This is a genomic window from Streptomyces spongiae (genome assembly GCF_009377185.1).
Taxonomy (GTDB): Bacteria; Actinomycetota; Actinomycetes; order Streptomycetales; family Streptomycetaceae; genus Streptomyces; species Streptomyces spongiae.
On record NZ_VJZC01000100.1, the window covers coordinates 1 to 23,818 of the forward strand.

A 23,818-nucleotide genomic window follows, 5' to 3' on the forward strand; every position below is an offset into this window, starting at 1 on the left:
GAGCCGGGGGGCCGGGGGGATGCGGGGCCTTCGGCCATGGCCGCGTTGCCTCAGCCGTCCTGCCGTGACCGCTCGTCGCCCTCACGCGCTTTGGCGCGCTGCTCGTTCGCGTAGTTGATGTAGTTGTAGACGGTGAAGCGGCTGACGCCCAGCGCGCCGGCCACGGTCTCCACGCCGTGCCGCACGAAGAAGGCGCCACGGGCCTCCAGGGTCTTGACGACCTGCTGCTTGGCCTTGCGGTCCAGCTCGGCCAGGGGCTTTCCCTGCTTGCGCGCCATGGCGGCCAGGATCTGGTCCAGCGAGTCGGCGAGCTGCGGCAGCCGTACGGCGACGACTTCGGAGCCCTCCCAGGAGAGCACCACGTCATCGGGACCGGCCTCGCCGGGCGGCAACATCTCGCCGCCCATGGCGTCGACGAGCGGCTTCACCGCCGCGACGAAGGGGTCGTCCCCGTTGCGGCCGTCGCCGGTCACCTACCGCCCTCCCCGCCCGTGTTGATCACGTTCACCTGCAACGACACACGGGTGGCGCCGGCCTCCAGAGCTCTGCGCAGCACCGAGTCGACCGTGCTGAGCACCGCGTCGGACCGGCCTTCCGCGGTGTTGCCGAAGGGTCCGACCTCCACGGCGTCGAGGTCGGCCGTCTCCAGGACCTCACGAGCCACCAGCGCGTGCGCGGGCGCCTCGTCGAGGTCGAAGGGCTCGGTCGTGAACTCCACTCTCAGTCGCACTGTGCCCCCATGAGGTCTCCTCCACAGACCCTAACCCTCCCCAGCAGGCATCGGTGAGGACACAATGGACTCGGCCCCCTCCACAACCAGTGCTACCGGGCGGTAATCTCGCCGCCGCCGGACGGCACAGCACCGGCAGGTGAGCGCGAAGGGGCCCTCATGGCGACGAACACTCGGGGTGAGGCGGAGACGGCCGACGACCGCTGGCAGCGCATGTGGAGCCACCGCGAACAACTGCTCAAGGTGGCCCGGCGCAGGTCGATGAGCCAGGAGGACGCCGAGGACGCGGTGCACGAGGCGATGCTGCGCGCCGCCGAACGGCCGGACCTGGACGACGAGCGCCTCGGCGCCTGGCTGACGACCGTGACGGTACGGCTGTGTGTCGACCGGTACCGGCAGGTCAACCGCGAGGCCGAAGTGCACAGCAGGCCCTCGTCCCTCGCCCCGACCCCGGTGCCCGTGGAGGAGGCGGTGTGCGACCGGGCCGAGGCCAATTGGCTTGCCCTACGCAGCGGAGAGCTGCCCGCCCGCCAGGCGGAGGCCCTGCGGCTCAAGTCCGAGGACCTGGACGTCTCTCAGGTCGCCGTGCGGATGGGGCTCAGCTACCGGACCGTCGAGTCGCTGCTGGCCCGGGCCCGGCGCACGCTGCGCGCCTCGCTGGCCGGGACGCTCGGGGCCGTTCTGTTCCTGCTCGGGCGCGGGCGACCGCGCGGCGGTGGGAAGGCCCAGGCTGTGGCGGCCGCCTCCACGGCGGCGACGCTGGCGGTGGCGGGGTTCGTGCTGCCGTACGCGCTGGACGGGGGTCGGGACGGTCCGGCTCCCCGTCCCTCGGTGACGGGTCCTGCGGAGGCCCACCGTTCTGGTGACGGCAACCGGCCGGAGACCCGGGATGTGGGCGCCACGCCGGCCACGGGCGCGGCTCCCACCAGGGCGAGTGCCTCGCCCGGCGACGGGTCGCTCGTCCCGCTGTCCGTGCCGGACCTGCCGTCCCTGCCGGAGGCGTCGCTGCCCTCGTTGTCGGCGCCGGAGATACCGCCCGTGCCCGACGTCTCCGTCCTGCCCGAGCCGCCGGAGCTGCCCGACGTACCGCTGGAGTCTCTTGTGCCGGCGGTCCCGGACGCCGCATCGGCCGGGGGCGTCCCGTCTGCCCCGTTGCGGTGAGTGGTCGGATGCAGGCCCGTTGTGGCTCGTCGCGCAGTTCCCCGCGCCCCTAAAAGCAGCACGAACGCACCCGGCATCACGACGCACCCAATCAGCCGTCGCGCCCTCACGAAAAAAATCAGCACTCGCCGCGACGGACACCCCTCCCCTCCCCGTAGAGCAGATGTCGGAGCTGCTTCACGGGCCGAAGGGTGGACCGGATGGGTGTCGAGATCTGTGTGGAAGGGCTGACCAAGTCCTTCGGGCACCAGGTCGTCTGGCAGGACGTGTCGTTGACGCTGCCCGCCGGGGAGGTCTCGGTCATGCTCGGTCCCTCGGGGACGGGCAAGTCGGTGTTCCTCAAGACGCTCGTCGGGCTGCTCAGGCCGGACCGCGGGTCGGTGACGGTCGCGGGGCGTGACATCACCAGGCTGCGCGAGCGCGAGCTGTACGAGGTGCGGAAGCTGTTCGGTGTGCTGTTCCAGGACGGCGCCCTGTTCGGCTCGATGAACCTGTACGACAACATCGCCTTCCCGTTGCGCGAGCACACCCGCAGGTCGGAGAGCGAGATCCGGCGCGTCGTGCTGGAGAAGATGGACATGGTCGGGCTGATCGGCTCCGAGGGGAAGCTGCCCGGTGAGATCTCCGGCGGCATGCGCAAGCGGGCCGGGCTGGCGCGGGCCCTGGTGCTGGACCCCGAGATCATCCTCTTCGACGAGCCCGACTCCGGTCTGGACCCCGTCCGTGTCGCCTACCTCAACCAGCTCATCGTCGACCTCAACGCCCAGATCGACGCGACGTTCCTGATCGTCACGCACGACATCTCCTCCGCCCGCCAGGTCCCGGACAACATCGGGCTGCTGTTCCGTCGCGAGCTGGTCATGTTCGGGCCGCGGGAGGAGCTCCTGAACAGTGACGAACCCGTCGTACGGCAGTTCCTGGGCGGCCGGATGCAGGGCCCGATCGGCATGGCGGAGGAGAAGGACGCCGCGCAGGTGAAACAGGAGCTCGCCCAACTCGTCGACACGGCACCGGCGCGGGAACCGACTCCGCGTCTGCTGCCCGGTCCGGGCATCACCCGTCCGCCCCGCTGGGAGGCGATCGCGAGACGGGAGGCCGCGCTGCACCGGAAGGAGGTGACGGGCGCATGAGCCTCTCCCCCACCGGGGCGCTGCGGCACTCCGGCAACCTGTTCGCGATGGCGCTGGACGTCGTCCGGGCCATGCCCCGACGGCCCTTCCAGGCACGGGAGTTCATCCAGCAGGCGTGGTTCGTCGCGAGCGTCACCATCCTGCCGACGGCGCTGGTCTCCATTCCCTTCGGCGCGGTCATCGCCCTGCAGATCGGCAGTCTGACGCGGCAGCTCGGCGCCCAGTCCTTCGCGGGTGCCGCCTCCGTCCTTGCCGTGCTGCGGGAGGCCTCGCCGATCGTCACCGCGCTGCTGATCGCGGGTGCGGGCGGCACGGCGATCTGTGCGGACCTCGGGGCGCGGAAGATCCGGGACGAGATCGACGCGATGCGGGTGCTCGGCATCGATCCCGTCCACCGGCTCGTCGTTCCCCGGGTCCTGGCCTCGATGGTGGTGGCCGTGCTGCTCAACGGACTGGTGTCGGTGGTCGGCGTCGCGGGCGGCTACTTCTTCAACGTCGTCCTGCAGAACGGCACCCCGGGTGCCTATCTCGCCTCCTTCACCACCCTCGCCCAGCTCTCCGACCTGTGGGCGGCAGAGATCAAGGCGCTGGTGTTCGGGGCGATCTCGGCGATCGTCGCCTCGTACAAGGGGCTGACCGCGGGGGGCGGTCCCAAGGGCGTGGGCGACGCCGTCAACCAATCCGTGGTGATCACCTTCATGTTGCTGTTCGTGACGAACTTCGTGATGACCGCGGTGTACTTCCAAGTCGTCCCGCAGAGGGGCTGAGGCATGGCGCTGTTGAGTCGTCTGGAGGAACTGGGCACCCAGCTGTCCTTCTACGGGCGGTCGCTGGCCTGGACCGGCCGCACCCTCCGCCGCTACAAGAAGGAGGTGCTGCGGCTGCTCGCGGAGGTGAGTTTCGGCCGCGGTGCCCTCGCCGTCGTGGGCGGCACGGTCGGTGTGATCGCCTTCCTGTCGTTCTTCACGGGTACGGAGGTGGGCCTGCAGGGCTACGCCGCCCTCAACCAGCTCGGCACCTCGAACTTCGTGGCGTTCCTGTCGGCGTACTTCAACACCCGCGAGATCGCCCCGCTGGTGGCCGGGCTCGCCCTGTCCGCCACCGTGGGCGCCGGGTTCACCGCGCAGCTCGGGGCGATGCGGATCAGCGAGGAGACCGACGCGCTCGAAGTGATGGGCGTTCCGTCGCTGCCGTTCCTGGTGACGACCCGAATGATCGCCGGTTTCGTCGCCGTGATCCCGCTGTACGTGATCGGGCTGCTCTCCTCCTACCTCGCCGCCCGCACCATCACCACCGGCTACTACGGGCAGTCGACGGGCACCTACGACCACTACTTCCACCAGTACCTGCCGCCCGTCGACGTGCTGTGGTCCTTCGGCAAGGTGATCGTCTTCGCCGTCCTGATCATCCTGGTGCACTGCTACTACGGCTACTACGCGAGCGGCGGCCCGGCCGGTGTCGGTGTCGCGGTGGGCCGTGCGGTGCGCACGTCCATCGTCGCCATCAACGTCCTGGACTTCTTCCTGAGCCTCGCCATCTGGGGCGCCAACACGACCGTACGGATCGCGGGATGAGGCCGGTGCGAAGGATCAGACTGCGGTTGTACGGCATCGCCTTCCTCACCGTGCTCGCGCTGCTGCTGTCGCTCGCCGTGGCCGCCTACCAGCAGGCGTTCACCTCCGTCGTACGGATCACCCTGGAGGCCGGCAGCCTCGGCAACCAGCTCGATCCGCGCGCCGACGTCAAGCTGCGCGGGCTCCTGGTCGGCGAGGTGCGCGGGGTACGCGCGGACGGGGAGAAGGCGACGCTCGACATCGCCCTCAAGCCGGAGTACGTCACGTTCATCCCGTCGGACGCGCACGCGCGGCTGCTGCCCAAGACGCTGTTCGGCGAGAAGTACGTCGACCTGGTCGCCCCGCGCGGCTCCTCGGCCCGGCCCATCCGTGCCGGGGACGTCATCACGCAGGACCGCACCAAGGCCGGCATCGAGGTGCAACAGCTGATGAACGACCTGCTGCCGCTGCTGCGCACCGTCGAGCCCGGTGAACTCAACGCCACGCTGTCGGCGTTCGCCACCGCGCTGGAGGGCCGTGGCGACCGGATCGGCGACAACCTCACCCGGGTCGAGGGCTATCTGCGCCGTCTCAACCCGCATCTGCCGTCCCTGAAGGAGGACATCGCCCGCTTCGCCGATGTCGCGGAGGTGTACGGCGACGCCGCGCCCGACCTCATGAACATCCTGCGGAACACGGTCACCACCAGCCGCACGCTCGTCGAGAAGAAGGACCGGCTGGCCGCCGCCCTGCGCGGCACGACGACCGTCTCGGGCACCGCTGAGGACTTCCTTGCCGAGAACGGCGACCGGCTGATCACCCTCGGCCGGGTCTCCCGCCCCACGCTGGAGCTCTTCGCCCGCTACTCCCCCGAGTACCCCTGCCTGCTCGAAGGACTGGTCCGGCAGGAGAAGGCGTCGGAGGAGGCGTTCCGTGGCGGCACGATGCACATCACCCTCGAAGTCGTCCGCCCGCAGGGGGCGTACGAGCCCGGTGAGGAACCGCGCTACGCGGAGCGGTCGGGGCCGGACTGCCGGGGACTGCCGCATCCGCGGGTGCCCGCGCCGCACACCGACCTCAAGGACGGTACGTCGTCGGGGAGTTCGGGCAGGGGTGGAGTGCCCGGCGGGGTCGGCGTTTCCGCCACCGGGGCCGAGCAGCGGGCCGTGGGCTCGCTCGTCGCTCCCGTCATGGGCGTCCCCGCGGACGAGGTGCCGCCCGTGGCGACCCTGTTGTTCGGACCGCTGGCCCGTGGGACGGCGGTGAGCGTGGCATGAGGACCACAGGAGCGCGCGGGGCCATGGCGCCGTTGGTGAAGTTCAGCCTGTTCGCGCTGGTGACGATCCTGGCGACGGCCCTGCTCGCCGCCACCATCGTCAACGTCTCCTTCACTCCCCGGCACACGTACCGGGCGGTGTTCAGCGATGTGACGGGGCTGGAGGAGGGCGACGACATCCGTGTCGCCGGGGTGCGGGTCGGTGAGGTCGAGGGCATCCGGATCAAGGACCGGACGCTGGCCGAAGTCACGTTCACCGTGACCTCGGACCGCCCGCTGCTCGCCAGTACCGGCGCGGTCGTCCGCTACCGGAACCTGGTCGGGCAGCGGTACGTCGCGCTGACCGAGGGCGCGGGCGACGGCACCCGGCTGCGGCCCGGCGGCACCATCCCCCTGTCCAGGACCCGGCCCGCACTGGATCTCAACGCGCTGCTGAACGGCTTCAAGCCGTTGTTCGCCGCGCTCAGCCCGGACGACGTCAACCAGCTGGCCACCGAGATCATCCGCACCCTGCAGGGCGAGGGCGGCACGGTGAACAGCCTGCTCGCGCACACGGCGTCGCTCACCACGACGCTCGCCGACCGCGACGAGCTGATCGGCTCCGTGATCGACAACCTCAACTCCGTGCTGGAGACGCTCGACCGGCGCGGCGCCCGCTTCTCCGGGCTGCTGACGCAGCTGCGACGGGTGATCTCCGGGCTGTCCGCCGACCGCAAGCCCATCGGGGCGTCCCTGGTGGGCATCGGGGACCTCACGGATGCCACCTCGGGGCTGCTGAAGGACGCGCGGCCACCGCTGAAGGACGACATCGCGGGGCTGAGCGAGCTCACCGGAACGCTGAACGACAACGAGAAGACCGTGGAGGGCGTGCTGAAGCGGCTGCCGAACAAGCTGAACGAGCTGACGGGGACGGCGTCCTACGGCTCCTGGTTCAACTTCTACCTCTGTGACTTCGACGGCCGGATCGTGCTGCCGAAGACGAAGCAGGTGCTCACTCCCGAGCTCCACGTGGCGCGGGCGAGGTGCGGCGGATGAGCACGCGACGCGTCGTGCCGCGCGGGAAGCGGCGGCCGGAGCCCCTGGTGAAGGTGCGCATCGACCCACCGAAGCTGCCCAGGCTGCCCAAGCCGCGCTTGCTCCCGCGCAGGAAGCCACGCCCCGAGCCGCTCGTGAAGGTGCGCATCGAGCCACCGAAACTGCCCAGGCTGTCCCGGCTGCTGCCCGGCAAGGGCCAGGGGAACAACCCCGTGGTCATCGGCGCCGTCGGCCTCACCACCCTCGCGCTGCTGGCCGTGGCCGCGTTCAACGCCGACCGGCTGCCGCTGATCGGCGACGGCGAGACGTACAGCGCCGCCTTCTCGGAGGCGGGCGGCCTCAAGCCTGGCGACGAGGTACGGATCGCCGGGGTCAAGGTCGGCAAGGTCGAGGAGGTCGACCTGGACGGCGACCACGTCAAGGTGACCTTCAAGGTCAAGGGCGACCCGGAGTTCGGCACCGACACCGGCGCGTCGATCCGGGTCAAGACGATCCTCGGCGCGAAGTACCTGGCGCTGTACCCCAAGGGGCGGGGGCAGCTGAAGCCGGGGAGCGAGATCCCGCTGCGGCGGACGGTGTCGGCGTACGACGTCGTGCAGGCGTTCAGCGATCTGACGACCACGACGGAGGAGGTCGACACGGACCGGCTCGCGAAGGCCCTGGACACGATCTCCACCACCTTCCAGGACTCGCCCGCGGAGGTCCGGGCGTCCGTCAAGGGGCTGTCGAGGATCTCCCGGACGATCGCGTCGCGCGACAAGGCGCTGCGCGGGCTCCTCGACCACGCCAAGGGGGTCACCGAGGTGCTGGCCGAACGCTCGAAGGACTTCTCCGCGCTGGTGAAGGACGGCGACAAGCTGTTCGAGGAGATCAGCAGACGGCGCGAGGCGATCCACCAACTCCTCAAGAGTTCGGCCCTGTTGGGCGTGGAGCTCTCGGGCCTGGTCGAGGACAACCGCAAGGAGATCGGGCCCGCGCTCAGGAACCTCGACGCGTTCGTCAGCATGCTCGAACGCAACCAGGCGAGCCTCGACCGGAGTGTCGAGCTGCTCGCGCCGTACGTCCGGGTCTTCAGCAACACCCTCGGCAACGGCCGCTGGTTCGACTCCTACGTCCAGAACCTGGTCGCGGCTCCGGTGACCCCGCGGACGGGAGGCACACGATGACCCGACGACGTTTCCCCCCACGGCGTGGCCTGGCCCTGCTCACGGCGCTCGCGATCGTGGCCGCGCTCGCCTTCACGTTGTGGCCGCGCTCCGAGAAGGTGCACGTCACGGCGTACTTCCCGCGCACCGTCGGTATCTACCCCGGCTCGGACGTGCGCGTCCTGGGCGTCCGGATCGGCGAGGTCGAGAAGATCACGCCGGAGGGCGGCCGGGTGCGGGTGGAGCTGGTGTACGACGAGGGGCGCAGGGTTCCCGAGGACGCACAGGCCGCCATCATCAACTCGTCGGTGGTCAGCGACCGTTACGTGCAGCTGCTGCCGGTGTACCGGAAGGGGCCGGTGCTGCGGGACGGCGACGTCATCCCCGAGTCGCGCACGGCCGTCCCGGTCGAGCTGGACCGGATCTTCGACAGTCTGCACACCACGGCCGAGGCGCTCGGCCCGAAGGGCGCCAACAAGGACGGCTCCCTGTCGCGGCTGCTGGGCGTGAGCGCGGACAACCTCGCGGGGCAGGGCGAGAACATCAACCAGACGGTGGAGGACCTCTCGCAGGCGGTCACCACGCTGTCCGACGGCCGCGGAGACCTGTTCGGCACCATACGGAACCTCCAGGTGTTCACCGCCGCGCTGGCGGCCGACGACAAGAGCGTGCGGTCGTTCAACAGCAGCCTCGCCGAGGTGGCGGAGCAGCTCGCCGGGGAGCGCGAGGACCTCGCGGCGGCGCTGAAGCACCTGGGCGCGGCCCTCGGCGACGTGTCCGCCTTCGTGAAGGAGAACAAGAAAGCGCTGACCTCGGACGTGCGGGGCCTCAGCAAGGTCACCAAGGTCCTCGTCACCCAACGTGCCGCGCTGGAGGAGCTGTTGGAGGTCGCCCCCACGGGTCTGTCGAACCTGCAGAACACGTACAACGCCTCCGCCGGCACCCTCGACACCCGCAACAACGCGCGGCAGGCGCAGGACCCCGCCTCCCTGCTGTGCTCCCTGCTGAGGACGACCGGCGACGAGGGGGGCAGGAACCCCGACTGCAAGGAGCTGAAGACGTTGTTCGACTCGCTGCCCGAGGTGCCGAGTGCCCCGAGCGGGACGGGCACGGTCGACCGGACACTGGGCGGAATCCTGGGGGCCGGCGCATGAGGGTCAACCGCGGGACAGGCGTGGCAGCGTGGGCGGCGACCGGTTCGCTGCTGCTGACCGGCTGCGAGTTCACCGGCTGGTACGACGTCCCCCTCCCCGGAGGAGCCGCCGCGGACGGGCGCGCCTACCACGTCACGGTCGAGTTCCGAGACGTGCTGGACCTGGTGCCACAGTCGGCCGTCAAGGTCAACAACGTGACCGTGGGCGCGGTCGAGAAGGTCCAGCTGGACGGCTGGCACGCCCGGGTACGGCTGCGGGTCGCCGACTCGGTGAAGCTGCCCGGCAACGCGGTCGCCGACCTCCGGCAGACCAGCATGCTCGGCGAGAAGTACGTGGCCCTGTCCGCGCCGACCGGTGCCGAACCCGTGGGGCGCCTGCGCGACGGCGACCGGATCCCGCTGTCCCGCAGCGGCCGCAACCCGGAGATCGAGGAGGTGCTGTCCGCCCTCTCCGCCCTGCTCAACGGCGGCGGTGTGGCCCAGCTCAAGACGATCACCGTGGAGCTCGACAAGGCCCTGGCGGGGCGCGAGAACCGGGTCAGGTCCCTGCTGAAGGAGCTCGACACCTTCCTCGGCGGGCTCGACGACCAGCGCGCCGAGATCGTCCGCGCGCTCAAGGGCGTCGACCGGCTGGCCGAGCGGCTGCGGACGGAGAAGGAGACGATCGCCGAGGCCGTCGACACCCTGCCGCCCGCGCTGAAGGTCCTCGCCGACCAGCGGCGCGACCTGACGCGGATGCTCACCGCCCTGTCGAAGCTCGGCGAGACCGGCACCCGGGTCGTGCGGGCCTCGCGGGACGACACCGTCGCCAATCTCAAGAACCTGAGGCCCATCCTGCGACAGCTGAACAAGGCGGGCAGCGATCTACCCAACTCACTGGAGCTGCTGACCACTTACCCGTTCCCGCGCAACGCGGTGGACGCCATCAAGGGTGACTATGTCAACCTCCACCTCACCGCCGACCTCGACCTGGCGGGCATCTACGGCAACCTCACGGACGAGGGCGGAAAGTCCGGCGGTTCGGGCAAGGGAGACGACGGCTCCGGCACGCCCGGCGTCCCGGACGCGCCGGACGTCCCCGGCCTCCCGGCGCCGACCGCGCTGCCGGACACCCCGGACGCGCCCGACGTGCCCGTCGAACCGTCCTCGCCCGCGGACGGCGGCGACCTGCTGTGCCCGCCGGTGTGCAGCGCGGGATACGGCACCGCGGGCTACGGCACTGCGGGCTACGGCACCGCGGGCCCCGACGGCTCCGGTAGCGACTCCGGCCGTCTCCCGCCGGGTGTCGACCTCGCGCTCGCCGAGCTCCTGCTGAAGGGGATTCAGCCGTGATCACACGTACGGTCAAGGCCCAGTTGCTCGCCTTCGCCACGCTCACCGCCGTCGGGGTGTCGTACGTCGGCGCCGAGTACACCGGCCTGGTGGACGAGGCTCTCGACCGCGGCTACACCGTACGGGCCGACTTCGCCGCCTCCGGCGGCGTCTTCTCGGGCGCCGAGGTCACCTATCGGGGGGTGCCGGTGGGCAAGGTGGGCGAACTGCGGCTCACCGGCAACGGCGTGTCCCTGCCGCTGGAGATCGAGGGCGACGCGCCTCGTATCCCGGCCGACACGCTGGCCGTGGTCGCCAACCGTTCGGCGGTGGGCGAGCAGTACGTCGACCTGCAACCGCGGCGGCGGGGCGGCCCGTACCTGATCGACGGCAGCCCGATCCCGCGCGAGCGGACCCGGGTGCCGCTGCCGACCACCGATCTCGTCCTCAGCCTGGACCGGCTGGTGAACTCGGTCGGCAAGGACGATCTGCGCACCACGGTCGACGAGTTGGGCAAGGCCTTCTCCGGCACCGGACCGCGGCTGAGTCGGCTGGTGGACTCGGGAAACGAGCTCGTCGAGTCGGCGTCCGACTCACTCCCTCAGACGGTCTCGCTGATCGAGGACTCGCGAACGGTGCTCAGGACGCAGGCCGACCAGGGCTCCGCCATCAAGTCGTTCTCCCGCGATCTGGCCGCGCTCACGGCGCAGTTGAAGTCGAGCGACGGGGACCTGCGCCGGCTGATCGGCAACGCGGCCCCCGCCGCGCAGGAGATCGACTCGCTGCTGAGGTCCACCCGGGTGGACCTGCCGGTCCTGCTGGCCAACCTGATCAGCGGCGGCCAGGTCACCGTGGCCCGGCTGCCCGGTGTCGAACAGGCGCTGGTCACCTTCCCGGTGGTCGTCGCCGGCAGCTACACCGTGGTCCCCGGCGACGGAACGACCCACTTCGGACTCGTTCTGAACGCCGACGACCCGCCGCCGTGCACCCGGGGCTACGGCGGAACGCGGCAGCGCGACCCCGCCGACACCAGCACCCGTACGGCGAACACCGACGCACGCTGCACGGCACCGCGCGGCAGCGGCACATCCGTGCGCGGCGCGCAGAACGCCCCTGGCGCGTCGGCCGGTTCGGGCGGTGCGGGCCGGGCCGCGTACGTCACCCCGTACGACCCGGAGACCGGCACCACCACCGGCCCGGACGGGACGCCCGTCGAGATCGGCTCGACGGGCGGCGAACAGACCGTCTTCGGAAAGGAGTCGTGGCAATGGCTGCTCGTCGGACCGATGGCATGAGCGGGGCCCGCACCGTGGGGCTGGTGGTGGTGACCGTCCTCACCACCGTCCTGGCGATCTGGCTGGGCCTCGGGCTCCAGGAACAGCGCGTGGCGGATCAGCGGCGCCAGGACATCCTCGCCGCTGCCCGCCAGTCGGCGCTGAACTTCACCTCGCTCGACTACCGGCACTACGACCGGGACAGCGGGAACGTACTCAAGGGCGCCACCGGCGACTTCGAGAAGCAGTTCGCCGCGCAGACCAAACAACTGACGGAGCTCGTCGCCCGGAACAAGTCCGTGTCCGAGGGCCACGTCCTCGACGCGGGCATCGTGCGGTCCGACGAGCGCTCGGCCCGCGTCCTGGTCGTCGCCGACAGCAAGGTCACCAACACCGCCCTACCTAAGGGCGAGGCACGCACGTACCGGCTCCAGCTGGACCTCGTACTCGAGGGCGGCCGCTGGCTGACGTCCGACGTCGAGTTCGTCGGCTGACGGCACCACCAGTGAGGAGGACGACCATGTCGAAGAGCACCATGACGAAGAGCACCATGACCGCGGCTGTCCGCGCGGCGGCCAAGCGCACCCGGCGCGCGGAGCCCGCACGCGAGGCGCCTCGGCAGGACGTGGACGAGCAGTCCGGGCGCACCGTGGTCATCGAGGTCCCGGACGGCTGGGACGACCCTCCGGAGCCGGCGCCGGAGTCCACTGAGTCCACGGAGTCCGACGAGGAGTCGGTGGGGGGCGCGCCCGCGCGTCGGCCGCTGCTCGCTCTCGTGCTCTGCGGCGTTCTCGTGGCGGGTCTGGTCGCCGTCGGCGTGCTCGGGTGGCAGTACCGGGAAGGGCGACAGGCGGAGCAGGCGCGGGGACAGGCCCTCGCGGCCGCGAGAAAGGCGGCGCCGGTCGTGCTGTCGTACGACTACCGGCATCTGGACCGGGACTTCGCCAGGGCCCGCGCCCAGCTGACCGGCAAGTTCCGTGACGAGTACGGGAAGACGACGAAAGCGGTCGTCGGGCCGACGGCCAGGAAGTACCACGGGGTGGTGAAGGCGACGGTGGCGGCGCCCGCGGACGGTGGCGTCCCGGCGGCCTCCGTCGTGTCGGCCGCACCGGACCGGGTGGTGGTCCTGCTGTTCGTCAACCAGGTCACCGAGAGCACCCGGGTGTCGGGATCCCGCGTGGATCTGAACCGGGTACGGATGACGCTCACCCGCACCTCCGACGGCTGGAAGGTGGGTGCCGTGGACGCGCTCTGAGTCCTGTCCTGGACGTGCCCCCGCGCAGATCGCGCGGGGGCACTTTGTGTGCGCGCTCTTGACAGGTACCTCCAGCCCTGGGCAGTCTCCTTCCATTAAGCAGAAATGAGTTTCCGCAATACGGAAAGAGATGGAAAGAGGCTCAGAGCCGATGGGATTCGCGGACCAGCGCTTCAACGTCAACCTGTCGATCCTCTTCACGGAACTCCCGCTCCTGGAGCGCCCCGCGGCCGCCGCCGCGGCCGGCTTCACCGCGGTCGAGCTGTGGTGGCCCTGGGTCGACTCCCCCACCCCCGCGCGGTCCGAACTCGACGCCCTGAAGAAGGCGATCGAGGACGCGGGCGTACGACTCACGGGGCTGAACTTCTACGCGGGACAGCTGCCCGGGCCGGACCGCGGCGCCCTGTCGGTCCCCGGCGAGGAGTCGGAGCGGTTCCGCGCCAACGTCGACGTGGCCGCCGGCTTCGCCGCCTCCCTCGGCTGCACGGCGCTCAACGCCCTGTACGGCAACCGCGTCGAGGGGGTCGACCCGGCCGAGCAGGACGCGCTCGCGCTGGAGAACCTGGTGCTCGCGGCCCGCGCGGCCGACCGGATCGGCGCGGTCTTGTTGATCGAGGCGCTGAACAAGCCCGAGTCGCCGCTGTATCCGCTGGTGAGCGCGCCCGCGGCGGTCACGATCGTCGACACGGTCAACGCGGCGACAGGGCTCGGCAACGCGAAGTTCCTGATGGACCTGTACCACCTGGCGATGAACGGCGAGGACCTGCCGCAGGTGATCGACACCCACGCGGCGAAGACCGGCCACGTCCAGATAGCCGACAGCCCCGGCCGTGGCGCGCCCGGCACGGGCTCGCTGCCGCTGGAGGAACTCCTCGACCGGCTGCGGAAGGCCGGATACGACGGCTGGGTCGGCCTGGAGTACAAGCCGGGCGACCGGCCGAGCGCCGACGCCTTCGAGTGGCTCCCGCGCGAGGCTCGCGCCGCCCGCTGATACACACCCCCGTCCCGAGAGGCACCCTCACATGAGCAACAACCTTCCCAAGGTCGCCTGGATAGGTCTCGGCATCATGGGCTCCCCCATGTCCGAGAACCTGATCAAGGCGGGTTACGACGTCACCGGATTCACGCCTGGGCGGGACAAGCGGGACCGTCTGGCCGCCGCCGGCGGCACCGCGGCCGGGTCCGTCGCGGAAGCGGTCGCGGGAGCCGACGTGATCATCACGATGGTGCCGGCCTCCCCGCAGGTCGAGGCGGTCGCGTACGGCCCGGACGGCATCCTGGAGAACGCCCGCTCCGGCGCCCTGCTGATCGACATGTCCTCGATCACCCCGCAGACCTCGGTCGACCTGGCGAAGGCGGCGAAGGACAAGGGCATCCGGGTCCTGGACGCGCCGGTGTCCGGCGGTGAGGCCGGTGCCGTCGAGGCCGTGCTGTCCATCATGGTCGGCGGCGAGCAGACCGACTTCGACACCGCGAGGCCGCTCTTCGAGGCGCTCGGCAGGACCGTCGTACTGTGCGGGCCGCACGGTTCCGGCCAGACCGTGAAGGCCGCCAACCAGCTGATCGTCGCCGTGAACATCCAGGCGTGCGCCGAGGCCGTGGTCTTCCTGGAGAGGTCGGGCGTGGACCTGAAGGCCGCGCTGGACGTCCTGAACGGCGGCCTCGCGGGTTCGACGGTCCTGACACGGAAGAAGGACAACTTCCTCCAGCGGGACTTCAAGCCGGGCTTCCGCATCGACCTGCACCACAAGGACATGGGCATCGTCACGGACGCGGCCCGCACCGTCGGCGCCGCGCTGCCGGTCGGTGCCGTGGTGGCCCAGCTGGTCGGGTCGCTGCGCGCCCAGGGCGACGGCGGCCTGGACCACTCGGCGCTGCTGCGGGCGGTGGAGCGCCTGTCCGGCGCCCAGCTCTGACCCTTCTCCCGAAGACTTCCGACCTCCCGAAGACCTCCGGTCTCCCCAAGACTTCCGGGCGGCGCCGCCGCTGACATCTGTCCTGTCGCGCCCAAGCGGCGGCGCCGCCCGGAACCAGCAGCCCGCGGCGGTATGTGAGCCAGTGCGGTGGCCAAGGTGCCCAGGACCACGTCTCGACGAGAGGGACGGAGCCCATGGAACCGTCGCATCCGCCGCGGGCCCTCAGCCGTGCCCGGCGCCGACGTGCCGCGCGCACACCGCCGTACGCCGCCGTACGTAGCCCGACTACGGCATCCTCAAATCAAGCTCTGAACACGCGCCCGGGGGCTTCACCAACCCCCGGGCGCGGGCACATTCTCAGCACATGAGGCCCGCCGGCACGGGGGCGGTGGGCCTCGAACGGGGGAACGACGGGGGAAACAACGGGGGCCCGGGCCCCGTACCACTGTGGCGGTCGCCACCGGTGCGGGGCATCCCCCGAGGCCCTGGGGACGACGGACTCAGCGGGGCCGGTGGGCGCCGACGGCGAGGTTCGGGTCCTTGAGGAACGACAGCGTGTGGCGCAGGAACAGGTCCGGGCGCTCGTTGTACGGCTCGTGGGCCGTGGGGAGCGGCACCGTCACCGTGTGGGCGGGCAGGCGCCGTCGAGCGTGACGGCCGTCCACGAGGGCGGGGACCACCGGGTCGCGCCTGCCCCACAGGAGCAGGACGGGGACCCGCAGCGCCCCCGGGGCCGACAGCCCGAAGTCCGGGTCCGCCAGACCGCGCCAGATCGCCGAGTGGACCGCCATCCGCCGTCCGTCCCACGGCAGTTGCCGCGCACGCGCGTACGTCTCCCGCGCGCTCGGTGTCCGCAGGTTCCCCAGGTACGCGCGGGCCAGCGGCACGACGAGCCGGCGGGCGCGGCCGGGGTCGCCCATGACATCGCGGCAGAACCAGCGGGTCAGCGCGTTGCGGGGCGTGAATCCCGCCGGAGAGACCAGGACCAGGGCCGAGACCGTCCGCGCGTGCCGCCCCTCGGCGAGACGGCACGCCACATAGCCGCCGACGCTGTTGCCGAGGACGACGACCCGCCGGACGCCGTGCTCCGCCACGAGGGCGTCGAGGACGAGCCCGGCCGCCCGCACCAGCCCTTCGGGCGTGACGAGACCGGGATCGGGCGCCGTGGAGTCGCCGTAGCCGGGCCAGTCGACCACGAAGGTGCGGTAGCGGTCCGCGAGGGCCGGCAGGACGGCATCGTAGTCGCGCCCGTCACCGGGGTTGGCGTGCAGGAGGAGCAGGGCGGAGGGGCTGCCGGGCGCGCCGTGGCAGCGCACGGCCAGGTCACCGAGGGGCGTGGGCACCGTCATCCGCATGAGGTGAGCATGCCGGGCCAGGGGGAGGCCTGGGAATAGGGCCCGCTCCTGTGCGGGCCCGGCACACCCGACTCCTGGGTACGCTCAGACCTTCAGCGTCCTGATCGACGTGGGCGCGTGCCCCGGCTCGGTGGCGATCTCCTCGAACTCGACGACGTTGCCGATGTCGTTGGTCGTGGACATCGAGATGTTGGTGACGCGCTCCAGGATCGCCTCGACGACGACCGGGACCCGGTGTTCGGCGGCCAGCTTCTTCGCCTGCTCGAAGGCGGCGCCGAGCTCGTTCGGGTCGGTCACGCGGATCGCCTTGCAGCCGAGGCCCTCGGCGACCTTGACGTGGTCGACACCGTAGACGCCCAGCTCGGGCGAGTTGATGTTCTCGAACTCCAGGTTGACCTCGAAGTCGATGTCGAAGGCGCGCTGCGCCTGGCGGATCAGGCCCAGGTAGGAGTTGTTCACCAGGACGTGGACGTACGGGATCCTGTGCTGCGCCCCCACGGCCAGTTCCTCGATCATGAACTGGAAGTCGTAGTCGCCGGAGAGCGCGACGACGGACGCCTCCGGATCCGCCTTGGCGACACCGAGCGCGGCCGGGACGGTCCAGCCGAGGGGGCCCGCCTGGCCGCAGTTGATCCAGTGACGCGGCCTGTAGACGTGCAGCATCTGGGCGCCGGCGATCTGCGAGAGGCCGATCGTCGACACGTACCGGGTCTCCGGGCCGAACGCCTTGTTCATCTCCTCGTACACGCGCTGCGGCTTGATGGGCACGTCGTCGAAGTGCGTACGGCGCTGGAGGCGGGCCTTCTTCTCCTGTGCGGCGGCGGCCCAGCCGGACCGGTCGGGCAGCCTGCCCGCCGCCCTCAACTCCCGCGCCACCTCGACGAACAGCTCCAACGCGGCCCTGGCGTCGGAGGCGATGCCGTAGTCGGGCGCGAAGATCCTGCCGATCTGGGTGGGCTCGATGTCGACGTGCACGAACGTCCGGCCGGCCGTGTAGACGTCGATCCTGCCGGTGTGGCGGTTGGCCCAGCGGTTGCCGATGCCGAGGACGAAGTCGGACTCCAGGAAGGTCGCGTTGCCGTAGCGGTGCGAGGTCTGCAGGCCGACCATGCCGGCGTTCAGCTCGTGGTCGTCGGGGAGGACACCCCAGCCCATGAGGGTGGGGACGACCGGGACGCCGGTCAACTCGGCGAACTCCACCAGCAGTTCGGAGGCGTCGGCGTTGATGACACCGCCACCGGCGACGATGAGGGGCCGCTCGGACTCGCCGAGGAGGGTCAGGGCCTTCTCGATCTGGGCGCGGGTGGCGGCGGGCTTGTAGACCGGCAGCGGCTCGTACGTCTCCGGGTCGAACTCGATCTCGGTGAGCTGGACGTCGACGGGCAGGTCGATGAGGACGGGCCCGGGGCGGCCCGAGCGCATGAGGTGGAATGCCTGCTGGAAGACACCGGGGACCTGCGCGGCCTCCAGCACGGTGACGGCCATCTTGGTGACCGGCCGGGCGATGGCCGCGATGTCGACGGCCTGGAAGTCCTCCTTGTGGATCACGGCGGTGGGGGCCTGGCCCGTGACGCACAGGATCGGAATGGAGTCACCGATCGCGGAGTAGAGCCCGGTGATCATGTCGGTCCCGGCCGGACCGGACGTGCCGACGCAGACACCGATGTTGCCCGGGTGGGTGCGGGTGTAGCCCTCCGCCATGTGCGAGGCGCCCTCGACGTGGCGGGCGAGGGTGTGGGTGATCCCGCCGGATGCCTTGAGCGCCGCGTAGAACGGGTTGATCGCCGCGCCCGGGACACCGAACGCGTCATGGACGCCCTCGCGCTTCAGGATCTCGACTGCCGCGCGGGCAGCGGTCATACGAGCCATGGAGTACTCCTGCTTCGGCTGTCGGACTCGCGCCTCCGTCGCGCCCCGCGGAGCCGCTTTCCGTATTACGGAAAGTAATTTCTACTATCTGGAAGCAATGTAGGAGGCGGAGTGAGGGCCGTCAAGGGGTGCGGCAATGCGGACGGCGATCAGGGCGGCGACGAGGACGGCGATGAGGGCTGTCTGCGAATCCGGGCCGTTTCTCCGGGCGTTCCGGTGTCGGCGCGGTCCTCACTGGAGGACGATGGAGGAGCTGGAGGGACTGTTCCGGCACCGAGTGCGCAGTGGTGGCGCAGTGGTGGGGTGAGTGATGGGCGAGAGCGTCGTGGTGCGGTGCCCGGACTGTCGGCGCGATCACCGGTACGCGGCGCCGGCCTATCCCTGCGCGTGCGGGGCGCCCGTCAGTCCGCCGCTGAACCGGCGCGCCACCCCGACCGTCGTCACCCACCGCACCTGGGACGAGGACTGGGTCTTAGTCCGCTGTGGGGCCTGCGGCCGCGAGGACCAGTGGCCGCATCCCGAACTGGGCTGCGCCTGCGGGACGGTCGTCCGCGTCCCGGTCGCAGGAACCTTACGCCCCCTGCGCCCAGGGGATGTGTACGCCGGGGAGGCCGACGCCGCGCCTCTCGGCGGTGCGCCCGGCGGTGCGCCCGTCGGTGCGCCTGCCGGTGAGGAACCCGATGCGCGCCCCGAAGACGCGGCCACGGCCGGCAGTTCCGGCTCGGACGCCCGCACCGCACCTGCTGCCGACGCCTCGGGATCACACCCGAACGCCGAGCCCGCCGTCGGCCGCACCGGGCCGGAGGCCGGGCCCCGCACCGGCTCGGTCGCCGATCCCCGGGGCAGGGGCCGCCCAGGCCAGGACACCGCCCCAGGCCCCGGCATCCGCCCCAGCGACGCACCCACCCGGACCACGGTCGACCGGACCGCGAGCCGTCCCGACAGCCAGGGCCCCGGCACACCGGCCCACTCCCCCGGCCCCGGCGGGGTGGGATCCCCGGACGCCCCGCAGCCACCGGACCCCGCGCGGCCGTCGCCCCGTCCCGCCTTCCAGCCCGTCACGATCCGTACGGCCAGGGATGCCGTCACGGCCGCCGCGCTCTACCTCCGGTGGCTCGGGTACCGGGACGTGCGCCGGGCGGACCAGCGGCCGCCCTCGGGAATCGGGCTGACCGCCCGGGGTGTCCTCGCCCAGGTGGACCCGACGATCAACCCCGCGTCGCTGCGCGATGTCGAGTGCCTGTGGCTGACGGCCATGACCGAGTCCGCGGTCTGTGTGTACTTCTCGCTCGCCGGGTTCGCACCCGAGGCACGCGGCCGCGCCGACGGTCTCGGCATCCCGCTCTTCGTCCTCGACCTCACGGGGACGCCCCAGCCGGTGAACGGCCCCGCGCGTGAGCTGATCGCGACGGGCGCCTGAACGCCCCCTCTACCCCGCGCCGCCCGCGTACCTCTCCCGCAGCTCGACCTTCCGCACCTTCCCCGACACCGTCATCGGAAAGGCCTCCAGCACCTGCAGCCGGTTCGGGATCTTGTAGTGCGCCAACTGGCCGTCGCAGAAGGCGTGGAGCTCCTCCAGGGTCAGCGGGTCCGCCGGGTCGCGCGGGATGACGCAGGCGAGCACCTCCTCGCCGTACCGTTCGTGCGGCACGCCCACCACCTGGACGTCGGCGATCTTGGGGTGCGCGTAGAGGAACTCCTCGATCTCGCGCGGGTAGACGTTCTCACCGCCCCGGATGATCATGTCCTTGATGCGTCCGACGATCTCGACGTACCCGTCCTCCCGCATCACGGCCAGGTCCCCTGTGTGCATCCAGCGCCCCGGGTCGACGGCCTCCGCGGTCTTCTCGGGCTCGTCCCAGTAGCCGAGCATCACGCTGTAGCCCCTGGTGCACAGCTCGCCCGCCGTGCCGCGCGGCTGGGTCACGCCGCTGACCGGGTCGACGACCTTCACCTCGATGTGCGGGAGGACGCGGCCGACCGTACCGGTGCGGTGCTCCAGGTCGTCGTCGCGCCGGGTCTGCGTGGAGACGGGCGAGGTCTCGGTCATCCCGTAGCAGATCGACACCTCGGCCATGTTCATCTCGGTGACCACCCGCTTCATCACCTCGACCGGGCAGGGCGAGCCCGCCATGATGCCGGTGCGGAGCGAGGAGAGGTCGTACGAGGCGAAGTCGGGGTGGTTCAGCTCCGCGATGAACATGGTCGGTACGCCGTACAGAGAGGTGCAGCGCTCCTGCTGGACGGCCTCCAGCGTGGCCTTCGGGTCGAAGGAGGGCGCCGGGATCACCATGCAGGCGCCGTGGGAGGTGGCCGCCAGGTTGCCCATGACCATGCCGAAGCAGTGGTAGAACGGGACGGGGATGCACACCCGGTCCTGCTCGCTGTAGGCGATCATCTCGCCCACGAAGTAACCGTTGTTGAGGATGTTGTGGTGGGAGAGGGTGGCCCCCTTGGGGAAGCCCGTCGTCCCCGACGTGTACTGGATGTTGATCGGGTCGTCGCAGGACAGCTCCTCGAACGGCACCGGAGTGCCCCGCGCGATCAGCGCCTCCCAGCTCGGGTCCCCGATGAACACGGTCTCTCTCAACTGCGGGCATCTGCGCCGCACTTGCTCGACCATCGCCCGGTAGTCGCTCGTCTTGTGGGCGAGGGAGGCGAACAGGAGGGAGATACCGGCCTGGCCCAGGACGTACTCGACCTCGTGGGTCCGGTAGGCCGGGTTGATGTTCACCATGATCGCGCCGATACGGGCCGTGGCGTACTGGACGAGGACCCACTCGGGACAGTTCACCGCCCAGATGCCCACCCGGTCGCCCTTGACGACCCCGCTCGCGACGAGCGCGTAGGCCAACTCGTCGACGTCCGCGGCGAACTCGGCGTACGTCCAGCGCCGCCCCGACGGCACGTCGACCAGCGCCTCGCGGTCCGGCCAGGCCGCGACGGCCCGGTCCAGGTTGATCCCGATCGTGTCTCCCAGGAGGGCGGTGTCGCTCGTGCCGTGGGTGTACGAGAGTGGCTGGGTGTACGACGGTGGTTCGGTGGACGACAGTGGTGAGGTCACCGGAAGTCCTCCTCGCGGTACTCGGCGTCGGAGCCCGCGGCCGTGGCCTCGCGCAGTTCGATGCGGCGGATCTTGCCCGACACGGTCTTCGGGAGCGGGGCGAACTCCAGGCGGCGGACCCGCTTGAAGGGTGCGAGGGTGTCGCGCGAGTGCTCGAAGAGCACCTTGGCCGTGACCGGGCCCGGCTCCCAGCCGTCGGCCAGCACGATGTACGCCTTCGGCACCGCGAGCCGTACCTCGTCGGGCGCGGGCACCACCGCCGCCTCCGCGACGGCCTCGTGCTCCAGGAGCGCGCTCTCCAGCTCGAAGGGCGAGATCTTGTAGTCGGACGCCTTGAACACGTCGTCGGCGCGGCCCACGTACGTGATGTAGCCGTCGGCGTCCCGGGCGCCGATGTCGCCGGTGCGGTAGTAGCCACCGGCCATCGCCTCGGCCGTACGGTCCGGGTCGCCGTGGTAGCCGGTCATCACGCCCACGGGCCGGTCGTGCAGGTCGAGCGCGATCTCGCCCTCGTCGGCGCCCGGCGCCCCCGACACGGGGTCGAGGAGCACGACCCGGAAGCCCGGACTGGGACGGCCCATCGAGCCGATCCTCAGCTCCTGTCCGGGGCTGTTGGAGACCTGCACGGCCGTCTCCGTCTGCCCGAAGCCGTCGCGGATGGTCACGCCCCAGGCGCGGCGCACCTGCTCGATGACCTCCGGGTTGAGGGGTTCGCCGGCGGCGAGGGCCTCGCGGGGCGGGGTGCGCAGGGCGGTGAGGTCGGCCTGGATGAGCATGCGCCACACGGTGGGCGGGGCGCAGAAGGTGGTGACGCCCGCGCGGTCCATCTCCGCCATCAGCCGGGGCGCGTCGAAGCGCGTGTAGTTGTGGATGAAGACGGTCGCCTCGGCGTTCCAGGGGGCGAAGAGGTTGGACCAGGCGTGCTTGGCCCAGCCGGGCGAGGAGATGTTCAGGTGGACGTCGCCGGGCTTGAGGCCGATCCAGTACATGGTCGCCAGGTGGCCGACGGGGTACGACACATGGGTGTGCTCGACGAGCTTCGGGCGGGCGGTGGTGCCCGAGGTGAAGTAGAGCATCAGCGGGTCGCTCGCGTTGGTGGGCCCGAGGGGGGTGAAGTCGGGCGAGACCTCGTACGCCTCCTCGTAGGACTGCCAGCCGTCCGGGGCCCCGCCGACCGCGATCCGGGTGTAGCGGCCCGGCACCTCCTCGAACTTGCCGGTGTCCTCGGCGCGGGCGACGACGTGCCGTACGCGTCCGCGCTCGACCCGGTCGACGAGGTCGGCGGTGCCGAGCAGGGGTGTGGCGGGGATGACGACGGCGCCCAGCTTCATCGCGGCCAGGGCGGTCTCCCACAGCTCCACCTGGTTGCCGAGCATGACGAGGACGCGGTGGTCGGGGCGTACGCCCCGGGCGCGCAGCCAGTTGGCGGTGCGGGCCGAGCGCTCCGACATCTCGGCGAAGGAGACGCGGGTCTGAGAGCCGTCCTCCTCGACGATGTGCAGGGCCGTGCGGTCGTTCCCGCGTGCGATCACGTCGAACCAGTCGAGCGCCCAGTTGAAGTACTCGGGGCGGGGCCAGACGAAGTCCCGGTAGGCCGTGGCGTAGTCCTCGCGGTGCTTCAGCAGGAAGTCCCGTGCCGCCCGGAACTCGTCCGTGGCGCTCGTCGTCGTCGCCATGTGTCCTCCTCATTGCCGGACAGTCCTCTGACATCGTGTAATGCGTGACGCAGGTCTCACTACCCCCGAACGGGGGTGTGGAGCCGCACGGAAGGAGCGAACGGGTGGCGGTGGACACGGACGGGGCGCGTGAGATGCGTGGTGCGCTGGTGCGTTTGCGGCACGCGACCGGGTTGCCGGTCGCGTTCGGTGGGCTGGTCGAGTCCGAGCACCGGCACCTGCGCATCAGCGAACTCAACGGCAACCTGACCACCGCGCTGCAGGCCCTGGCCGTCTCGTCCGGCAACGGCCTCGGCGGCAAGGCGGTGGCGCTCGCCCGGCCGTGTGCGGTGACGGACTACTCGTCGTCGCGCCAGATCAGCCACGAGTACGACGCGGCGGTCGCGGCGGAGCGGATCCAGTCCGTGGTGGCCGTACCGGTGGTCGTACGGCGCCGGGTGCGGGGCGTTCTCTACGGCGCGCTGCGGACGGCGCAGCCGCTGGGGGACCGCACGCTGACGGCGGCGGTGGACGCGGCGCGGGACGTGGAGCACGCGCTGGTCGTCCGGGACGAGGCGCGGAGCCTGCTGGCGGCTTCCGCCGCGCCCGACGCGGCCTCGGGGGCGGCCTGGGAGGAGGTCCGCGAGGCGCACGGGGCGCTGCGTGCGCTGGCGCCGCGGATCGAGGACGCGGGGTTGCGGTCGGAGCTTCTGGAGGCGTGCGGGCGGCTGGCGCAGGCGGTCTCGGCGGAGCCGGTGGCGCGTGCGGGTGAGCTGGGGTTGACGCCCCGCGAGGTGGACGTTCTGGCCTGTGTCGCTCTCGGGGCCACCAACGCGGTGGCCGCGGAGCGGCTGGGGCTGCGGCCGGAGACGGTGAAGGGGTATCTGCGGTCGGCGATGCGGAAGCTGGGTGCGCATACGCGGATGGAGGCGGTGG

General features: G+C 71.1%; 22 protein-coding genes. 16 read left to right on the forward strand and 6 right to left on the reverse strand.

What is annotated here, in order from left to right; translation table 11 throughout:
* Positions 1 to 50: 50 nt before the first annotated feature.
* Positions 51 to 407: a helix-turn-helix domain-containing protein gene (locus FNH08_RS16720; RefSeq protein WP_152772294.1), complete on the reverse strand. Its 357-nt coding sequence runs from the start codon at positions 405 to 407 to the stop codon at positions 51 to 53.
* Between the two features lie 62 nt (positions 408 to 469).
* Entirely contained in the window at positions 470 to 730 is a 261-nt protein-coding gene (locus FNH08_RS16725; RefSeq protein WP_322724659.1) for a hypothetical protein, read from the reverse strand.
* A gap of 159 nt (positions 731 to 889) precedes the next feature.
* Between FNH08_RS16725 and FNH08_RS16730 the strand changes: the two genes are divergently transcribed.
* The 14 genes from FNH08_RS16730 (at position 890) to FNH08_RS16795 (ending at position 14,939) form a co-directional block, all read left to right on the forward strand.
* Positions 890 to 1,891, forward strand: a complete 1,002-nt coding sequence (locus FNH08_RS16730) for a sigma-70 family RNA polymerase sigma factor (protein WP_152772280.1) — start codon at positions 890 to 892, stop codon at positions 1,889 to 1,891.
* Between the two features lie 200 nt (positions 1,892 to 2,091).
* A complete protein-coding gene (locus FNH08_RS16735) occupies positions 2,092 to 3,021 on the forward strand; it encodes an ABC transporter ATP-binding protein (protein WP_152772281.1) in 930 nt (309 codons plus the stop codon).
* Complete coding sequence (locus FNH08_RS16740; protein WP_152772282.1) at positions 3,018 to 3,788, forward strand: MlaE family ABC transporter permease; 771 nt, start codon at positions 3,018 to 3,020, stop codon at positions 3,786 to 3,788. The genes FNH08_RS16735 and FNH08_RS16740 overlap by 4 nt, the downstream gene beginning before the upstream one ends.
* 3 nt (positions 3,789 to 3,791) lie before the next feature.
* Complete coding sequence (locus FNH08_RS16745) at positions 3,792 to 4,595, forward strand: MlaE family ABC transporter permease (protein WP_152772283.1); 804 nt, start codon at positions 3,792 to 3,794, stop codon at positions 4,593 to 4,595.
* Positions 4,592 to 5,851 (forward strand): MCE family protein, encoded by a 1,260-nt coding sequence (locus tag FNH08_RS16750; RefSeq protein WP_152772284.1) that lies wholly within the window; start codon positions 4,592 to 4,594, stop codon positions 5,849 to 5,851. The genes FNH08_RS16745 and FNH08_RS16750 overlap by 4 nt, the downstream gene beginning before the upstream one ends.
* Positions 5,848 to 6,885: an MCE family protein gene (locus FNH08_RS16755; protein ID WP_152772285.1), complete on the forward strand. Its 1,038-nt coding sequence runs from the start codon at positions 5,848 to 5,850 to the stop codon at positions 6,883 to 6,885. Before FNH08_RS16750 ends, FNH08_RS16755 begins: the two co-directional genes overlap by 4 nt.
* Positions 6,882 to 8,051, forward strand: coding sequence for an MCE family protein (locus FNH08_RS16760; protein WP_407704383.1), 1,170 nt, complete (start codon positions 6,882 to 6,884; stop codon positions 8,049 to 8,051). Before FNH08_RS16755 ends, FNH08_RS16760 begins: the two co-directional genes overlap by 4 nt.
* Positions 8,048 to 9,184: an MCE family protein gene (locus FNH08_RS16765; protein WP_194238507.1), complete on the forward strand. Its 1,137-nt coding sequence runs from the start codon at positions 8,048 to 8,050 to the stop codon at positions 9,182 to 9,184. Before FNH08_RS16760 ends, FNH08_RS16765 begins: the two co-directional genes overlap by 4 nt.
* Positions 9,181 to 10,515: an MCE family protein gene (locus tag FNH08_RS16770; RefSeq protein ID WP_152772286.1), complete on the forward strand. Its 1,335-nt coding sequence runs from the start codon at positions 9,181 to 9,183 to the stop codon at positions 10,513 to 10,515. The genes FNH08_RS16765 and FNH08_RS16770 overlap by 4 nt, the downstream gene beginning before the upstream one ends.
* A complete protein-coding gene (locus FNH08_RS16775; protein WP_322724661.1) occupies positions 10,512 to 11,789 on the forward strand; it encodes an MlaD family protein in 1,278 nt (425 codons plus the stop codon). The genes FNH08_RS16770 and FNH08_RS16775 overlap by 4 nt, the downstream gene beginning before the upstream one ends.
* Complete coding sequence (locus tag FNH08_RS16780) at positions 11,762 to 12,262, forward strand: hypothetical protein (RefSeq protein ID WP_228034179.1); 501 nt, start codon at positions 11,762 to 11,764, stop codon at positions 12,260 to 12,262. Before FNH08_RS16775 ends, FNH08_RS16780 begins: the two co-directional genes overlap by 28 nt.
* Before the next feature lie 26 nt (positions 12,263 to 12,288).
* Positions 12,289 to 13,023, forward strand: coding sequence for a hypothetical protein (locus FNH08_RS16785; RefSeq protein WP_152772287.1), 735 nt, complete (start codon positions 12,289 to 12,291; stop codon positions 13,021 to 13,023).
* 151 nt (positions 13,024 to 13,174) lie between these two features.
* Positions 13,175 to 14,014: a TIM barrel protein gene (locus tag FNH08_RS16790; protein ID WP_152772288.1), complete on the forward strand. Its 840-nt coding sequence runs from the start codon at positions 13,175 to 13,177 to the stop codon at positions 14,012 to 14,014.
* Between the two features lie 31 nt (positions 14,015 to 14,045).
* Positions 14,046 to 14,939, forward strand: coding sequence for a 2-hydroxy-3-oxopropionate reductase (locus FNH08_RS16795; protein WP_152772289.1), 894 nt, complete (start codon positions 14,046 to 14,048; stop codon positions 14,937 to 14,939).
* A gap of 500 nt (positions 14,940 to 15,439) precedes the next feature.
* Here the strand turns inward: FNH08_RS16795 and FNH08_RS16800 are convergent, their stop codons facing one another.
* Positions 15,440 to 16,294, reverse strand: coding sequence for an alpha/beta fold hydrolase (locus FNH08_RS16800; RefSeq protein WP_152772290.1), 855 nt, complete (start codon positions 16,292 to 16,294; stop codon positions 15,440 to 15,442).
* A gap of 84 nt (positions 16,295 to 16,378) precedes the next feature.
* Positions 16,379 to 18,163, reverse strand: a complete 1,785-nt coding sequence (gene gcl, locus FNH08_RS16805) for a glyoxylate carboligase (RefSeq protein ID WP_152772291.1) — start codon at positions 18,161 to 18,163, stop codon at positions 16,379 to 16,381.
* Positions 18,164 to 18,758: 595 nt separating this feature from the next.
* Here gcl and FNH08_RS53985 point away from each other — a divergent pair.
* Complete coding sequence (locus FNH08_RS53985) at positions 18,759 to 19,583, forward strand: hypothetical protein (protein ID WP_407704388.1); 825 nt, start codon at positions 18,759 to 18,761, stop codon at positions 19,581 to 19,583.
* 9 nt (positions 19,584 to 19,592) lie between these two features.
* Here the strand turns inward: FNH08_RS53985 and FNH08_RS16815 are convergent, their stop codons facing one another.
* Positions 19,593 to 21,227 (reverse strand): AMP-binding protein, encoded by a 1,635-nt coding sequence (locus FNH08_RS16815; protein WP_322724662.1) that lies wholly within the window; start codon positions 21,225 to 21,227, stop codon positions 19,593 to 19,595.
* Positions 21,224 to 22,903, reverse strand: coding sequence for an AMP-binding protein (locus FNH08_RS16820; RefSeq protein ID WP_152772293.1), 1,680 nt, complete (start codon positions 22,901 to 22,903; stop codon positions 21,224 to 21,226). Before FNH08_RS16820 ends, FNH08_RS16815 begins: the two co-directional genes overlap by 4 nt.
* A 104-nt stretch (positions 22,904 to 23,007) precedes the next feature.
* Between FNH08_RS16820 and FNH08_RS16825 the strand changes: the two genes are divergently transcribed.
* On the forward strand, positions 23,008 to 23,818 hold an 811-nt coding region (locus tag FNH08_RS16825), incomplete at its 3' end, for a helix-turn-helix transcriptional regulator (RefSeq protein WP_407704387.1).

Excerpts from the sequence above, each read along its gene's own strand:
- FNH08_RS16720 (WP_152772294.1), bottom strand. The coding sequence starts at position 407 with ATGGGCGGCGAGATGTTGCCGCCCGGCGAGGCCGGTCCCGATGACGTG.
- FNH08_RS16730 (WP_152772280.1), top strand. The coding sequence starts at position 890 with ATGGCGACGAACACTCGGGGTGAGGCGGAGACGGCCGACGACCGCTGG.
- FNH08_RS16735 (WP_152772281.1), top strand. The coding sequence starts at position 2,092 with ATGGGTGTCGAGATCTGTGTGGAAGGGCTGACCAAGTCCTTCGGGCAC.
- FNH08_RS16740 (WP_152772282.1), top strand. The coding sequence starts at position 3,018 with ATGAGCCTCTCCCCCACCGGGGCGCTGCGGCACTCCGGCAACCTGTTC.
- FNH08_RS16745 (WP_152772283.1), top strand. The coding sequence starts at position 3,792 with ATGGCGCTGTTGAGTCGTCTGGAGGAACTGGGCACCCAGCTGTCCTTC.
- FNH08_RS16750 (WP_152772284.1), top strand. The coding sequence starts at position 4,592 with ATGAGGCCGGTGCGAAGGATCAGACTGCGGTTGTACGGCATCGCCTTC.
- FNH08_RS16755 (WP_152772285.1), top strand. The coding sequence starts at position 5,848 with ATGAGGACCACAGGAGCGCGCGGGGCCATGGCGCCGTTGGTGAAGTTC.
- FNH08_RS16760 (WP_407704383.1), top strand. The coding sequence starts at position 6,882 with ATGAGCACGCGACGCGTCGTGCCGCGCGGGAAGCGGCGGCCGGAGCCC.
- FNH08_RS16765 (WP_194238507.1), top strand. The coding sequence starts at position 8,048 with ATGACCCGACGACGTTTCCCCCCACGGCGTGGCCTGGCCCTGCTCACG.
- FNH08_RS16770 (WP_152772286.1), top strand. The coding sequence starts at position 9,181 with ATGAGGGTCAACCGCGGGACAGGCGTGGCAGCGTGGGCGGCGACCGGT.
- FNH08_RS16780 (WP_228034179.1), top strand. The coding sequence starts at position 11,762 with ATGGCTGCTCGTCGGACCGATGGCATGAGCGGGGCCCGCACCGTGGGG.
- FNH08_RS16785 (WP_152772287.1), top strand. The coding sequence starts at position 12,289 with ATGTCGAAGAGCACCATGACGAAGAGCACCATGACCGCGGCTGTCCGC.
- FNH08_RS16790 (WP_152772288.1), top strand. The coding sequence starts at position 13,175 with ATGGGATTCGCGGACCAGCGCTTCAACGTCAACCTGTCGATCCTCTTC.
- FNH08_RS16795 (WP_152772289.1), top strand. The coding sequence starts at position 14,046 with ATGAGCAACAACCTTCCCAAGGTCGCCTGGATAGGTCTCGGCATCATG.
- FNH08_RS16800 (WP_152772290.1), bottom strand. The coding sequence starts at position 16,294 with ATGCGGATGACGGTGCCCACGCCCCTCGGTGACCTGGCCGTGCGCTGC.
- gcl (WP_152772291.1), bottom strand. The coding sequence starts at position 18,163 with ATGGCTCGTATGACCGCTGCCCGCGCGGCAGTCGAGATCCTGAAGCGC.
- FNH08_RS16820 (WP_152772293.1), bottom strand. The coding sequence starts at position 22,903 with ATGGCGACGACGACGAGCGCCACGGACGAGTTCCGGGCGGCACGGGAC.